The sequence below is a fragment of the Catenulispora yoronensis genome (assembly GCF_039531695.1).
Taxonomy (GTDB): domain Bacteria; phylum Actinomycetota; class Actinomycetes; order Streptomycetales; family Catenulisporaceae; genus Catenulispora; species Catenulispora yoronensis.
In genome coordinates this window covers 88,720-102,789 of record NZ_BAAAQN010000015.1, presented here as the reverse complement: position 1 = coordinate 102,789, position 14,070 = coordinate 88,720, and the positions used below count along the sequence as shown (strand labels likewise).

Here is a 14,070-nt window from a genome sequence, read left to right as displayed (position 1 = left end):
ATCGCCCCCGTCATCGGATCATTCACCGGAAAAGGATACGCACGGCCAGAGTGACACGGAGATGTCCGATCGGCATGCGAGCATGGAGGCCATGCTGCTCCGCATCGAGGGCCACACCCTGCCCGGCCTGCCCGGCGTCCGCGTGGCCGTGCAGGTCAGGGACAAGCCGTCGGAGCTCCTCGATCCCCAGTCCGCCGACGCCGCCGCCGTGTCGTGGGAGCTCCCGGTCGAGCCGTTCACGACCAAGGACGGAGTGCGCACCCTGCGCGGCCGCCACGTCCAGGACGGCATCGGCGGCCGGTTCGTGTACCTGACGTGGGGCGAGGCCGGTGCCGACGGGACCGGATTCGCGATGTTCCGGCGCGCCAAGCTGATGATGTCCGGCATCCCCGAGGAGGTCCTGGCCGCCGGCGTCGAGTCTGGTGTGCTGCGCGTACGCCTCGGCCTGACCGACGCCAAGGGCATGCCGGTGTGCGCACGCCTGCTGCCTCCCGACGTGGAGTGGTCGGCCCTCCCCGCGTCGTGAGTCGCCGCGCCACCCTGTGAGGGGGTTGGCAATCCCGGCCCTTTTCAGCCGGAGTACTAGACTCCCGGGGAAGTTTTGTCTGGCAGCGGGTGGGAGTTCAGCGTGACGGACGGCGCAGCGGACCGCGCAACCAACGAACCGACCGAGTCGATACCCGGCTACAGCGACCTGACACAGATCGGCATGGGCGGCTCCGGCATCGTCTACCGGGCCCGCCAACAGGCCTTCGACCGCGACGTCGCCGTCAAGGTCCTGCGCGGCGACTTCGACGAGTCGGCCCGCCGCCGCTTCCTGCGCGAGGCCCGCCTGACCGGGCGCCTGACCGGCCACCCGCACGTCGTCACCGCCCTCGACGCGGGCACCACCGCCGGCGGCCACCCGTACCTGGCCATGGACCTGTTCGAACAGGGCTCGCTCCAGGACCGCCTCACCGCCACCGGCCCCCTCCCCGCCCCCGAGGTAGCGGCGATCGGCGCCAAGATCGCCGGCGCCCTGTCCGACGCCCACGCCCTGGGCATGGTCCACCGCGACGTGAAACCGAACAACATCCTGGTCTCCCGCTTCGGCGAACCGGCCCTCGCCGACTTCGGCGTGGCGGTGGTCCCCGAATCCGCGACCGTGGTGACCATGTTCCGCGCCTTCACCCCCCACCACGCCGCCCCGGAGGTCCTGGAAGGCGCCGACGCGACCGCCCTGTCCGACGTCTACTCCCTGGGCTCGACCCTCTACCACCTCCTCACCGGCCGGCCACCGTTCTACGGCGACGACGGCGGCGCCCACCTCTCGGCCCTGATGTTCCGCATAGTGAACACACCCCCACCACCCCTGGACTGCCCCGACCTCCCAGAACTCGCCCAAATCGTGACCCGCGCACTCGCGAAACCCCCGACCGAGCGCCCCGACAGCGCCTCCGCGATGGCCGCGGAGCTACGAGCACTGGTCGGCGCAGGCGTGCGAGTGTCGGGCACGGTGATCACGATGCCACCGCTGACCAGCGACGACCCGACCCATCGCGCGCAGACGCAGGGAGCGGGGCCGGCGTTCGCTGGGGCGCCGGGGGTGGTGGCGGCTGCGGGGCCGAATGGGACGGTGGAGGATTCGGGACCTGGGGAGGTTACGGTGCGGGGGGATGAGGGCCTGGCGCCGGTTGACTCCGGGACTGCTGGTTCCGGACTGGTTGGCTCCTCGGCAACTGGCGGTCCGGCTACTACGGGTCCGGCCACTGCGGGTCCGGCGGCTGCTGGCTCTGCTGCGCCTGGTCCAGTGCGGACAGGGGCGGTGCCGGTTGACCCTGCGGCTGCTGGCTCGGCCGCAGGTGGCCCTGCGACTAGTGGGCCGGTGCCGGTTGGCCTTGCGGCTAATAGCCCGGCGCCGGTTGGCTCGGCTATTGCTGGCTCTGGATTGGCCGGTTCGGCAAATGGTGGCCATGCTGCCGCTGGTCCGGTGGCTGCTGGTTCTGGACTGGATGGCTCGGTTGCTACTGGTCCGGTGGCTGCTGGTCCGGTCATATCAGGTCCGGCGCCCACCTATCCGTCTGCGACCCCGACTCGCTCGGCCTCCGGTTTCGAAGCCCCGCCCCTCGAACTCTCGCGCCCTCCACAACCCATCGCCCCCGAACCTCCCGCCCCGCACAACCGCCGCCGTCCCCTCATCATCGGCGCCAGCGCGGCCGCCGCCCTCGCGGTCGCCATCGGCGCGATCGCGCTGTCGCAGGGCTCGTCGTCGCCCACCGCCGCGTCCACGACTCCACGCTCCGGCGCCGCCATCGGCCCTGGTGGCGGGGCCACCGACACCACCGATCCCACCGACGGTTCCTCGCGCCCCGTCGGTCAGGATGTCTCTGCGGGCGGTCCCATGCCCGCCGCGGGCGATTCGTCGTCGCCAGCTGTCGGCGTCAACCAGCCCGGCAGCATTGCCCCGACCGCCGCCGGCAGCGCTACCGCCACCGCCTCGGCTCCCGGCACCACCGCCCAACATCCCGCGTCCTCCTCGCCCGGCAGCACCACGAAGGCGCCGACCACCAAGCCCAGCGGTACCGCCTCCGCCCCCGGCGCCACCACCGCGCCTCCGCCGAGCACCGCGCCGGCCAAGCCGCCGTCCACGTCGACCAGTTCCAAGAACATGAGCTGCACCGGCTGGCACATCACCCACGTCGTCGCCGACGACGGCAACGGCTACGCCGCCACCGGCAGCTTCAACATGCGTTCCGGCCCCTACGCCTCCTGCGCCGCGACCGGCAAGTTCACCACCGGGCAGCACATGTACATCTGGTGCCACGTCACCAATGGCTACGGCAATGTCTGGGTCTACGGCCGCATCGACGGCACCGACACTCCGTATTGGCAGTCGCTCGACAACTTCAAGAGCGGCACCACGCTGGGTCCGGCCTGCTGACCGTCAGCGTTCGACATCAACGGTGGCATCACTCCATAACTCCATCACTCCATCGGCAAACCCGTGTAGTTCTCAGCCAACATGGTCGACCCCGCGACCGACGCCGCCACGTACTCCAGCTGCGCGAGGTGCAGCCGCGCGCTGAACGCGTCCTCGCGCGGATCCGGGTGCAGCATCGTCGTCATCCAGTTCGAGAAATGCTGCGCCCGCCACACCCGCCTCAGCGCCCGCTCCGAGTAGGCGTCGAGCCCCGCCTCGTCAGCGTGCGCATACCAATCACCGAGCGCCCGAGCCAGCAGCGTTACGTCGGCAGCGGCCAGGTTCAGCCCCTTCGCGCCCGTCGGCGGCACGATGTGCGCCGCGTCGCCGGCCAGGAACAGCCGTCCGTGCCGCATCGGCTCGGCGACGAAGCCGCGCATCGGCGTGATGCCCTTCTCCGTGATCGGCCCCCGGTGCAGCTTCCAATCACCGCGGACGGCGAACCGCAGCTCCAGCTCCTCCCAGATCCGCTCGTCGGGCCAGTTCTCGACCCGGTCGTCCGGCGCCACCTGGAGATACAGCCTGCTGACATGCTCCGAGCGCATGCTGTGCAGGGCGAACCCGCGCTCGTGCCGGGCGTAGATCAACTCCTCGCAGGACGGCGGCACGTCGGCCAGGATCCCGAGCCAGGCGAACGGATACTCGCGCGAGTACGTCGTGAGCGCGTCCTCCGGGACGGTCTGCCGCCCGATGCCGTGGAAGCCGTCGCAGGCCACGACGAAATCGCACTCCAGCGTCCGCTCGGCGTCGTCGTGGAAGTAGCGGATCACCGGCCGCTCGGTGTCGATGTCGACGATCTCCTGTGCCACCGCCTCGAACAGCAGCGGCGCGCCCGCCTCCAGCCGCAGCGCTATCAGATCCTTGACGATCTCGGTCTGCGCGTAGACCGTGACCCGGCGGCCGTCGGCCAGCGACGGGAAGTCGACGCGGTGCGAGCGGCGGTCGAAGCGCAGCTCTATGCCTTCGTGCACAAGACCTTCGCGGTCCAGGCGCGCGGCCGCGCCGGCCGAGCGCAGCACGTCGACGGTGCCCTGCTCCAGCAGTCCGGCCCGCTGCCGGTGCTCGACGTAGTCGCGGTTGCGGGCCTCCAGCACCACGGCGTCCACGCCCGCGCGGTGCAGGAGCTGGGCCAGCAGCAGCCCGGCCGGACCGGCGCCGACGATGCCGACGCTGGTGCGGAGGGGCACGGCGGCGGGCGTGGACGGGGACGCGGGCTGCGGCGTCGGCCGGGATGTGGGCTGCGAGACGACCCGGGACGTGGGCTGCGGCGCGGACTCGGGTCCGGGAACCTGGGCCGGGATCTGGGTGACGGCGGGCGGGGCGGTGCCCGTGACCGCGGGCTGAGCCGTGGTCGTGGTCGTCGCCGATGCCGATGCCGATGCCGACGCCGACGCCGTGGCTGTGGTCGTGGTCGTGGTCGTCGCCGTCGTGCCCGGATCAGCGGCCGTACTCACGCCCGGAGCGCCGCCGATGCCCGAAGAGAGTGAGGGGTCTGTCATGCTGGGGCTTCCTCATCGCTGCTGTTCAAGATCTCCTGCGCGACGGCGAACGCGCTGTTGGCCGCCGGAACGCCGCAATAGACAGCGGTCTGGAGCAGGACTTCCTCGATTTCCTCGCGCGTCAGCCCGTTCGTCAAGGCGGCGCGGACATGCAAGGCGAGTTCCCTCTCATGGCCGCCGGCCACCAGCGCGGTGAGCGTGACGGCCGACCGGAGACGCCGGTCCAGGCCGGGACGGGTCCAGATCTCGCCCCAGGCGTAGCGGGTGATGAAGTCCTGGAAGTCGGTGGTGAACGCGGTGGTGGCGGCGACGGCGCGGTCGACGTGCGCGGCGCCGAGCACCGCGCGCCGCACCTCGAGCCCTGATTCGCGTCGGTCGCCCTCAAAGTGCCGCAGCAGCGCCTCGGTCACGGCGGCCGACTCCTCGACGCCCGGCAGGTGCGCGGCGCCCGGCAATTCGAGAAGCGCAGCTCCTGGAATGCCGTCGGCGAGCGCGCGGCCGTGCGGCGGGGGTGTGGCAGGATCCTGACGACCCTGCACGACCAGAGTCGGGGCCTGGATCCGGCCCAGCTCGACGGTGATGTCGTGCTCCGCGACGGCTTCGCAGCACCGGGCGTAGCCCTCCGCGTCGGCCGCCGCGAGGTCGCTGAGCAGGGCGCGGCCGAGCGTGGTGTCGCCGGTCGCGGGGTCGGCGAACCAACGTCCCGGGCTGGTGGTCAGCAGCGGCGCGGTGCCCTCGGCGCGGACCAGCGCGGCGCGCTCCAACCAGGGCCGGCTGCCGCCGAAGTCGGCGGAGGAGGCCAGCAGCGCCAGGCGCGTCACGCGCTCGGGGTGGTCGACGGCGATGCGGGCGCCGATCGCGCCGCCGAGCGACACGCCCGCGTAGGCGAACGTCGGCCAGCCCTGCGCGTCGGCGAAGGCGAGGACGTGCCCGGCCAGGTCGGCGGTGGTGCGGGCGTCGACGCCGGCCGGGGAGCCGCCGTGGCCGGGAAGGTCGAATCGCAGGACACGATGACGGCGCGCGAGGGCGTCGAGCTGCGGCTCCCAGAGGCGCAGCGACGTGCCGATCGACGGTCCGAGGATCAGCGGCCTGCCGGCGGCCGGTCCGTCGAGCCGGTGGTGGAGCTTCATGGATTCTCTCTTGGTGTGCGGTCCGGTGAGCGATCCGGTCCACGGTCCGGTGCGCGATCCGGTGCGCGGCTCAGGGTGCGGTTCAGCGCGCGATCGACGAGCGCGGGGGCAGCGCCGAGATAGTCGCGGGGATCAGTGACGTCGCGGTTCGCGAACTTCCGGGCTTCGGCGAGATCGAGCGCGGCGAGGTTGGCGGCCATCCGCTCCGGGTCCACACGCAGTTCCGAGAGCAGCTCGGCGACCGTCGCGGCCGAGCCCCCGACCAGCCGCAACGCCTCCCGCAACGGCTGCCACTCGGCATGCCAGGCCCCGGCCGGCCGCTCGTCCTCGGCCGCCACCGACCCGAACAGGATCGAGGCCAGCGCCGGCACCTGCCGCGCAGCGCCGGCGATCATCACGGCACGCACCGGATTCGCCTTGTGCGGCATGGTCGACGACACACCCCCGACGCCCTCGGCAACCTCACCGATCTCGCTCCGGGCCAGCACCAGCACATCCGCCGCGATCTTGCCCAGCGCGCCCGATGCCAGCGCCAGGCTCGACGCCAGGTCGGCGATCGGCACCCGCAGAACGTGCCACGGCAACAACGGCTCGGCGAGGCCGAGGATCCGCGCATAGCGGCCGACGAGGGCGAGCGCGGCGTCGGCGGGGGACTGGACGACCGCGGCCCGGTCGCCCTGCCCGGACTCAACGCCCGGCCGGGCCGCCGAGTCGGTGAGGAGCTCGGTACCGGAGTGGATGCCGGTTCCGGGCAGCGGCGCAGTGCTCGGACTGGGAAGGCCCTCGCCGGTCGGCCCGTGTCCGGTGTCGATGAGCAGCTCGATGATGAGATCGGACTGCCGACCGGAGCTGAGGACCAGGGGACGCTCGGGCTCGGTGTCCGCCGACTGCTCGGACGCGGGATCAGCGTGCCGGGAGCCGAAAGCAGCGCAACGTTTGGGCGTGCCGACCTCGGTTGACTGGCCAGAGCCGAAGCCAGCGCTGGAGCCGGAGCTGGTGCCGGTGCCGGTGTCGAAGCTGGAGTCGGAGCTGAGGTCGGAGTCGGAGCTGGAGTCGCTGTCCTCGGCCGCACTCCCGCTGGCACTCCCACTCGAAGTCTCGGCCGCGTCGTTCGTCCGCTCGGGCGAACCGTTGTGCGGAGCGTTGTGCGGAGCGTACGGCACATCGTCCTCGGCCTGAGCCACGAAGCTCGCGAGGGTGCCCGCGGCGCCGCCGAGCTGGGCCGGGAGGGATTGGGCGGTGGCGGTCAGGGCTTGGCGGGCGGTGAGCAGCAGGTGGCGCCAGCCCGCGGCTTTGAGGCCGAAGGTGGTCGGGACCGCCTGTTGGGTCAGGGTGCGGGCGGCCATGGGGGTGTCGCGGTGGGTGGCGGCCAGGCGGGTGGCGGCGGCGATGGCGGTGTCGAGGTCGAGGGCGGCCAGGGTGAGGGCGCGGCGGGCGGTGAGCATGAGGGCGGTGTCGAGGATGTCCTGGCTGGTGGCGCCGTTGTGGAGGCGGGGATCGGCCAGGGCGGTGAGCAGCGGGGTGACCGGGTTGCCGCCGGCCCGGGCGCGGGCGGCCAGCGTGGCGGCGTCCGCCAGCGGCGGCGTGATGCGCACGCCTTGGGCCCGCGCCAGGGCCAGCTCGGCCTCGATCATGGCGTCGACCAGGGCCGCGTCGCCGGTCACCGTGGCCACCGGGCGGCCGGCCCAGATCGGCGACAGCAGACCGTAGTCGGCACCGGCGCTGGAACCGGTCGCGGCGCCGTAACCGACCCCGTCACCAGCGCCGAAGCCGAAGCCGTCGTCAGCGGAACTCAAGGAACACCGTCTCCTCGGCCCCCTGAAGGTGCACGTCGAAGCGCCACACGCCCTCCCGCTCCGCGGTCGCGACCAGAGTCGCACGCCGCGCGGCGGGCAGCGAGCCGAAGTCGGCCTCGGCGGCGGCGGGGTCCAGGTAGACGCGGGTGTACAGGTGGTGCAGCAGGCCGCGCGCGAACACGCAGACCGAAACGTAGCGCTCCGGCCGGGCGACCCGCACCGCGAACGAGCCGTCGGCGTCGGTCGGCACCCGCCCGAAGCCGGTCAGCGTCACGCCGTCGCGGCCCAGGAGCCGGTCCGACGTCGGGTCGCGGCGCAGCGAGCCCGGGGCGCCGTCGCCAGTCCAGAACTCCAACAGCGCGTCCGGGATCGGGGCGCCCGCGCCGTCGCGGACCACGCCGTGGATCGCCACCGCGTCGGGATGGCCGGCCGGTACGACGTCCCCACCGCCGGGGAACGGCAGCGCGTAGCCGTAGAACGGCCCGACCGTCTGCGAGGGAGTCGGAGCGGTCATCGGCCTTCCTCCATCCACGTCGCGCCCGGACCGTCCAGCACGATGTCCCACCGATAGCCCAGCGAGAACTCCGGCTGCGACAGCTCGTGGACGTACGCCGCCACCAGCCGGGCCCGCGCGGCGTCGTCCGTCACCGACTGGAGGATCGGGTCGTAGGGGAACAACGGATCGCCGGGGAAGTACATCTGCGTCACGAGCCGCTGGGCGAAGGCCTCGCCGAACAGCGAGAAGTGGATGTGCGCGGGACGCCACGCGTTCGTGTGGTTCCGCCACGGATACGCGCCGGGCTTGATCGTCGTGAACGAATAAGCACCCTGATCGTCGGTCAGGCAGCGGCCGACGCCCGAGAAGTTCGGGTCCAGGGGTGCCGGATGCTGGTCCCGCTGGTGCGCGTACCGGCCCGAGGCGTTGGCCTGCCAGATCTCCACCAGCTGCCCCCGCACCGGCCGGCCGTCGCGGTCCAGCACCCGCCCCGACACCGTGATCCGCTCCCCGAGCGGCTCGCCGACGTGCTGCCGGGTCAGGTCCCGGTCCAGCTCGACGACGTCGGTGACGCCGAACACCGGCCCGCTCAGCTCCAGCGCCTCCGGGTCGGCGACGGAGACCAGCGGCTGGAGCGGGTGCCGCAGCGCGGTGCTGTGGTAGGCCGCGTAGGCGCGGTCGGGGTGCGCCGAAGGGGCGCCGCCGTCGGCGAGGTGCTTCTCGTAGCGCAGCCGCCACTCGGCGATCTCGCCATCGGTCGACGCCTGATCCGCCACCGCCTGATCCGCCACCGCCATCACACGCTCCTCGCGTCGAGCACCGAACCCGCCACCGAACTGGCTGACCCCGCCCCCGAGTCGACCGACCCCGCCCCCGAACCGGCCGACCCCGCCACCGACCCCACCACCGCCACCCGCACCGCCGCCGCCGTCCGCGCCACCACGTCCTCGACCCGGACCCCCGGCGCCGTCTCGACCAGCACCAGTCCGTCCTCCGCCACGTCCAGCACCCCCAGATCGGTGATCACCCGGTCCACACAGCCTCGCCCGGTCAGCGGCATCGTGCACTCCGGCACCAGCTTCGCCGCCCCGTCCCGCGCCACGTGCTCCATCACCACGACCACCCGCCGCGCCCCGTGCACCAGGTCCATCGCCCCGCCCATGCCGCGCACCAGCTTCCCGGGCACCGCCCAGTTCGCCAGGTCCCCGCGCTCCGACACCTGCATCGCCCCCAGCACCGCGGTGTCGATCTTGCCGCCGCGGATCATGCCGAAGGACAGCGCCGAGTCGAAGAACGCCGCCCCCGGCAGCACCGTCACCGTCTCCTTGCCCGCGTTGATCAGGTCCGGGTCGACCTCGTCAGGGTCCGGATACGGCCCGACGCCCAGGATCCCGTTCTCCGAGTGCAGCACCACGTTCACCCCGGGCGGCAGGAACGAGGGGATCAGCGTCGGCAGCCCGATCCCCAGGTTCACATACGTCCCGTCCCGCAGCTCCCGCGCGGCGCGCGCCGCCATCGCGTTCCGGTCCCACGCCATCAGATCCGCACCGTCCGCTTCTCGATCCGCTTGTCGCCCCGCTGTTCCGCGGTGAGCACCACGACCCGCTGCACGAACACCCCCGGCAGGTGCACCTCGTCCGGGTCCAGCTCCGTCACCAGCTCCTCGACCTCGGCGATCCCGATCCGCCCGGCCATCGCGGCCAGTGGGTTGAAGTTCCGTGCCGACTTGCTGAAGACCAGGTTGCCGTGGCGGTCCGCGCGGTGGGCCCGGACCAGGCCGAAGTCCGCGACGATCGAGTGTTCGAGCACGTATTCGCGGCCGTCGAACTCCCGCGTCTCCTTCGGGGGTGACGCCACCGCCACCGCGCCCGGCTCGGTGCTCGAATACCGCCATGGCAGACCGCCCTCGGCGACCTGGGTCCCGACGCCGGCCGGGGTGAAGAACGCCGGGATTCCGCTGCCGCCGGCGCGCAGCCGCTCGGCCAGCGTGCCCTGCGGGATCAGCTCGACCTCCAGCTCTCCGGCCAGGTACTGCCGGGCGAACTCCTTGTTCTCGCCGATGTAGGAGCCGGTGACGCGGCGCACGCGCCCGGCCGCCAGCAGGATCCCCAGGCCACCGCCGTGCGCGTCGCCGCAGTTGTTGGACACGACGTGCAGATCGCGTGCGCCCTGCTCGTGCACCGCCTTGATCAGCGTCTCGGGGATGCCGGCCAGGCCGAAGCCGCCGACGGCCAGCGTGCTGCCGTCCGCGATGTCGGCGACCGCCGACCGGGCGTCCGGGTAGACCTTGTCCATGTTCCTCGTCGTCCTCGGTGTTCCTGGCTTGTCGTTCAGAACGGATCCGCCGCTCAGAACGGATACGTCGGCGCCTGCCCCCGCACCGTCACCCAACGCGTCTCGGTGAACGCCTCCACGTTCGCCGCCGCCCCGCCGGCCCGGCCTCCGGTCCCGGACGCCCCGACCCCGCCGAACGGGCTGTTCGCCTCGTCGCTGACGGTCTGGTCGTTGATGTGCACGATCCCGGTCGGCACCAGATCGGCCACCGCGAGCCCGCGCATCACGTCCCGCGTGACGATCCCCAGCGACAGGCCGTAGCCCCCGGCCGTCGCCAGCCGCACCGCGTCCTCGGGGGCTGAGAACCGCGCCACCGGCGCCACCGGGCCGAACACCTCCTCGGCGAATGCCGGAGCGTCGGCCGGCACGTCGGCCAGCACCGTCGCCGCGTAGAACAGGTCGCGATAGGTCCCGCCGGCCACCGCCTTCGCGCCGGCCGCGGCGCTCGCCGTGACCAGGCCGTGCACCTTGTCGCGCTGCCCGGCGTCGATCAGCGGGCCCAGCATCACCGGCTCGCGCGCCGGGTCGCCGACCGGCAGCGCCGCGGCCTTGGCGGCCAGGCGCTCGACGTAGTCGTCGTAGAGGCGCTCGTGCACCACGTGCCGGCCGGTGGTCATGCAGATCTGGCCCTGGTGGAAGAACGAGCCGAAGGAGGCCAGGTTCACGGCCGCGTCCAGATCGGCGTCGTCGAGCACGATCAGCGCCGAGTTGCCGCCGAGCTCCAGGTGCGCGCGCTTGAGATGGCGGCCGGCCAGCTCGGCGACGCGGCGGCCGGCCGCCGTGGAACCGGTGAAGGCGATCACGCGCACGGCCGGGTGTTCGACCAGCGCCTCGCCGACATCGGCGCCGCCGGGTAGTACGTGCAGGACCCCCGGCGGCAGTCCAGCTTCCTCGAATATACGCGCGATGGTGACGCCGCCGGTGACGGCCGTGCGCGGATCCGGCTTCAGGATCACGGCGTTCCCGAGCGCCAACGCCGGGGCCACCGCGCGGATCCCCAGGATGATGGGCACGTTGAAGGGGGAGATGACGCCCACGACCCCGACCGGCATGCGCCGCGCCAGCGAAAGACGGGGCTCCTCGCTAGGCAGGAGTTCTCCGTATGGGCGGCTGGGCAAAGCAGAGGCCTCATAGCACTCCTGCTCGGCGGTGTGGAGGGCGAACTCGGCCATGCCCCGGATCGCGCCGACCTCGCGGATGTTCCAGTCCGCGATCTCCGCGGCGTGTTCGCTCCACAGCTGCGCGGCCTTGCGCAGCACGGCGGCGCGCTGGGTGTGGGGCGTCGCAGCCCACTGCTTCTGGGCCTGCGCGGCGGACTCGGCGGCGCTCGCGACGTCGGCGGCCGAGGCGCGTCCGACCGCGCCGAGGACGGTGCCGGTGGCCGGCTCGACCACGTCGATCGTGCCCCCGCCGCCGGCCGTCCAGGCCCCGCCGAGGAAGACCTTGTCCCGCCAAATGGTCTCGTCAAGCAACACGTCGTCTTCCTTCCACTGGCCGGCCCGGAGTGGATCAGACGCTAGGCCGAGGTGGTGCCGGATTCAACGAAGTGTTCCGAATGTTCGAACGGTCTTCGAAAGAGTGGGACGCCCGACGGGACGCCGCAGCGGCGGCTACCGGCCCGGTTCGGGGCGCCACCCGAGCCGGGCCGAGATCTCGGCGGCCGTGGCGCGCAGCGGGCCCTCCAGCCGCACCACGACCGTCTCCACCGGCGCGTTCCAGGTGGTGAGGTGCACCGCGAGGTTCACGGCGGCCACCACCGCGCCGGACCGGTCCCGGACCGGCGCGGCCACCGAGCGCAGGCCCGGGGCGAGTTCCTCGTCGTTGACCGCGATGCCGTTCGCCCGGACCCGGTCCAGCACGGCCAGCAGCTGCTCGCGGCCGGTGATGGTCTTCGGGCCGCGGCGGCTCAGGTCGGAGCGGTCCAGCAGCGCGGCGAGCTGCTCGGGGTCCTGGTCGGCGAGCAGGACCTTGCCCATCGACGTGCAGTAGGCCGGCAGGCGCGAGCCGACGTGCAGGGTGATGTCCATCGGGAAGCCGGTGGCGCGGCGGGAGCGGCGGCGGTCGACGTAGACGACGTCCGCGCCGTCCAGGACCGCCATGCTCGCCGGGTAGCCGGTCTCGTCGGACAGCGCCTGGAGCGGCTGCGCGGCGATGCGGGTGATCTCCATCGAGTTCAGCGCGGCGAAGCCCAGGTCGATGACGCGCGGACCGAGCGAGTACTTGCGCGTGTCCGGGTCCTGGAGCACGTAGCCGAGCTTGGCCAGGGTGGCGACGTAGCGGTGCGCCGTGCTCTTGGTGAGGCCGGCGGCGCGGGCCAGGTCCGCGATCCCGAGGACGGGGCGGTGCTCGGTGAAGGCCGAGAGGATCAGCAGGCCGCGTTCCAGGGACTGCGAGAAGCCGCCGGGCGCCCGGTCTTCTGACGTGCTCATACGGCCACGCTAGCCGCGAGGGCCGGGGACGGGCAGCCCGGGGTCGGGCACGGGTGGCGCTTCGGCATTCAGGGGATCTGTCCGTTTCGTTCCCGGCAATCGGGAGAAAAGCGCCATGTGTACGACTGGGACGAATTGCTGCGCCAGGCCGAGCGCCGGTCCGGGGCCGGCGCCGACGGCGAGGACCGGCTGATCGTCAACATGGGGCCGCAGCACCCCAGCACGCACGGGGTGCTGCGGCTGATCCTGGAGATCGAGGGCGAGACGGTCGTCGAGGCGCGGTGCGGGATCGGCTACCTGCACACCGGGATCGAGAAGAACCTGGAGTACCGGAACTGGACGCAGGCCGTCACGTTCCTCACGCGGGCCGACTACCTGATGCCGCTGTTCAACGAGACCGTGTACTGCCGCGCGGTGGAGGCGCTGCTCGGCATTCAGGACGACGTGCCGCCGCGCGCCACCGTCATCAGGGTCCTGCTGATGGAGTTGAACCGGATCTCCTCCCACCTGGTCGCCATCGGCACCGGCGGGATGGAACTCGGCGCGCTGACCGTGATGACCAACGCCTTCCGCGACCGCGAGCCGGTGCTCGACATCCTGGAGGCGGTCACCGGGAACCGGATGAACCACGCCTACATCCGCCCCGGCGGACTGGCGCAGGACCTGCCGGAGGGCACGATCGCCGCTGTCCGGGACCTCATTCGCGAGTTCCCGAAGCGGCTGCGGGATTACGAGCGGCTGCTGAACGCCAACCCCGTGTTCCTGGCCCGGACCAAGGGGGTCGGCCACCTCGATCTGGCCGGCTGCATGGCGCTGGGCATGACCGGCCCGGTGCTGCGCGCCACCGGGCTGCCGCACGACCTGCGCCGGGCCGAGCCGTATCTGGGCTATGAGACGTACGACTTCGAGGTGCCGACCGCTGATGGCTGCGACGCGTACAGCCGCTACCTGGTCCGGCTCGCCGAGATGGCCGAATCGCTGCGGATCGTCGAGCAGTGCCTGGACCGGCTGGAGCCGGGGCCGGTCATGGTCGACGACCCGAAGATCGCCTGGCCCGCGCGCCTGGCGCTGGGCGGCGGGAACGGCGCGGCCGGCGCGAGCGACGGGCTCGGCAACTCCGAGGAGTGGGTCCGGCACATCATGGCGCAGTCCATGGAGGCGCTGATTTACCACTTCAAGCTGGTGACGGAGGGCTTCGCGGTGCCCGCCGGACAGGTGTATTCGTGCGTTGAGTCGCCGCGCGGGGAGCTGGGGGCGCACGTGGTGAGCGACGGCGGGACCCGGCCGTTCCGGGTGCACCTGCGGGATCCGTCGTTCACGCATTTGCAGGCGGTGCCGGTGATGGCCGAGGGCGGAATGCTGGCGGACGTGGTGGCGGTGCTGGCCTCGCTGGACCCGGTGCTGGGAGGAGCGGACCGGTAGCGGCG

General features: G+C 72.4%; 11 protein-coding genes and 2 pseudogenes. 3 read left to right on the top strand and 10 right to left on the bottom strand.

The genetic code is table 11. The features are described from left to right. Positions 1 to 61: 61 nt before the first annotated feature. Entirely contained in the window at positions 62 to 526 is a 465-nt protein-coding gene (locus ABD481_RS15285; protein ID WP_344666302.1) for a DUF5990 family protein, read from the top strand. Positions 527 to 628: 102 nt separating this feature from the next. After that, positions 629 to 2,920 (top strand): protein kinase domain-containing protein, encoded by a 2,292-nt coding sequence (locus ABD481_RS15280; protein ID WP_344666301.1) that lies wholly within the window; start codon positions 629 to 631, stop codon positions 2,918 to 2,920. Between the two features lie 44 nt (positions 2,921 to 2,964). On the opposite strand, the gene ABD481_RS15275 is transcribed toward ABD481_RS15280, so the two are convergent. From ABD481_RS15275 to ABD481_RS15235, 10 genes and pseudogenes are all read right to left on the bottom strand, one after another. Continuing rightward, positions 2,965 to 4,146, bottom strand: coding sequence for a 4-hydroxybenzoate 3-monooxygenase (locus ABD481_RS15275; RefSeq protein WP_344666361.1), 1,182 nt, complete (start codon positions 4,144 to 4,146; stop codon positions 2,965 to 2,967). A 308-nt stretch (positions 4,147 to 4,454) separates the two neighbouring features. Further along, the gene (pcaDC, locus tag ABD481_RS15270) at positions 4,455 to 5,588 is read right to left on the bottom strand and encodes a bifunctional 3-oxoadipate enol-lactonase/4-carboxymuconolactone decarboxylase PcaDC (RefSeq protein WP_344666300.1); all 1,134 of its coding nucleotides are present in this window, start codon (positions 5,586 to 5,588) and stop codon (positions 4,455 to 4,457) included. After that, positions 5,585 to 6,265, bottom strand: a pseudogene (locus ABD481_RS47375) (lyase family protein); the annotation flags it as partial. The gene pcaDC and the pseudogene ABD481_RS47375, both read right to left, overlap by 4 nt. Before the next feature lie 504 nt (positions 6,266 to 6,769). Beyond that, positions 6,770 to 7,222: pseudogene (locus tag ABD481_RS47370) on the bottom strand (lyase family protein); the annotation flags it as partial. A 148-nt stretch (positions 7,223 to 7,370) separates the two neighbouring features. Beyond that, positions 7,371 to 7,898: a peptidase associated/transthyretin-like domain-containing protein gene (locus ABD481_RS15260; RefSeq protein WP_344666298.1), complete on the bottom strand. Its 528-nt coding sequence runs from the start codon at positions 7,896 to 7,898 to the stop codon at positions 7,371 to 7,373. Beyond that, positions 7,895 to 8,677 carry a protocatechuate 3,4-dioxygenase subunit beta gene (pcaH, locus tag ABD481_RS15255; protein WP_344666297.1) on the bottom strand — a complete coding sequence of 261 codons (783 nt, stop codon included), beginning with the start codon at positions 8,675 to 8,677 and terminating at the stop codon, positions 7,895 to 7,897. Before pcaH ends, ABD481_RS15260 begins: the two co-directional genes overlap by 4 nt. Continuing rightward, a complete protein-coding gene (locus ABD481_RS15250) occupies positions 8,677 to 9,417 on the bottom strand; it encodes a 3-oxoacid CoA-transferase subunit B (RefSeq protein WP_344666296.1) in 741 nt (246 codons plus the stop codon). Before ABD481_RS15250 ends, pcaH begins: the two co-directional genes overlap by 1 nt. Beyond that, positions 9,417 to 10,175, bottom strand: a complete 759-nt coding sequence (locus ABD481_RS15245) for a CoA transferase subunit A (protein ID WP_344666295.1) — start codon at positions 10,173 to 10,175, stop codon at positions 9,417 to 9,419. Before ABD481_RS15245 ends, ABD481_RS15250 begins: the two co-directional genes overlap by 1 nt. A gap of 53 nt (positions 10,176 to 10,228) precedes the next feature. Next, positions 10,229 to 11,689 (bottom strand): aldehyde dehydrogenase family protein, encoded by a 1,461-nt coding sequence (locus tag ABD481_RS15240; protein WP_344666294.1) that lies wholly within the window; start codon positions 11,687 to 11,689, stop codon positions 10,229 to 10,231. 135 nt (positions 11,690 to 11,824) lie between these two features. After that, the gene (locus ABD481_RS15235; protein ID WP_344666293.1) at positions 11,825 to 12,643 is read right to left on the bottom strand and encodes an IclR family transcriptional regulator; all 819 of its coding nucleotides are present in this window, start codon (positions 12,641 to 12,643) and stop codon (positions 11,825 to 11,827) included. A 117-nt stretch (positions 12,644 to 12,760) separates the two neighbouring features. Here ABD481_RS15235 and ABD481_RS15230 point away from each other — a divergent pair, with 117 nt between their 5' ends. After that, on the top strand, positions 12,761 to 14,065 hold the full coding sequence (locus ABD481_RS15230; RefSeq protein WP_344666292.1) for an NADH-quinone oxidoreductase subunit D: 1,305 nt from the start codon (positions 12,761 to 12,763) through the stop codon (positions 14,063 to 14,065). Positions 14,066 to 14,070 lie beyond the last annotated feature (5 nt).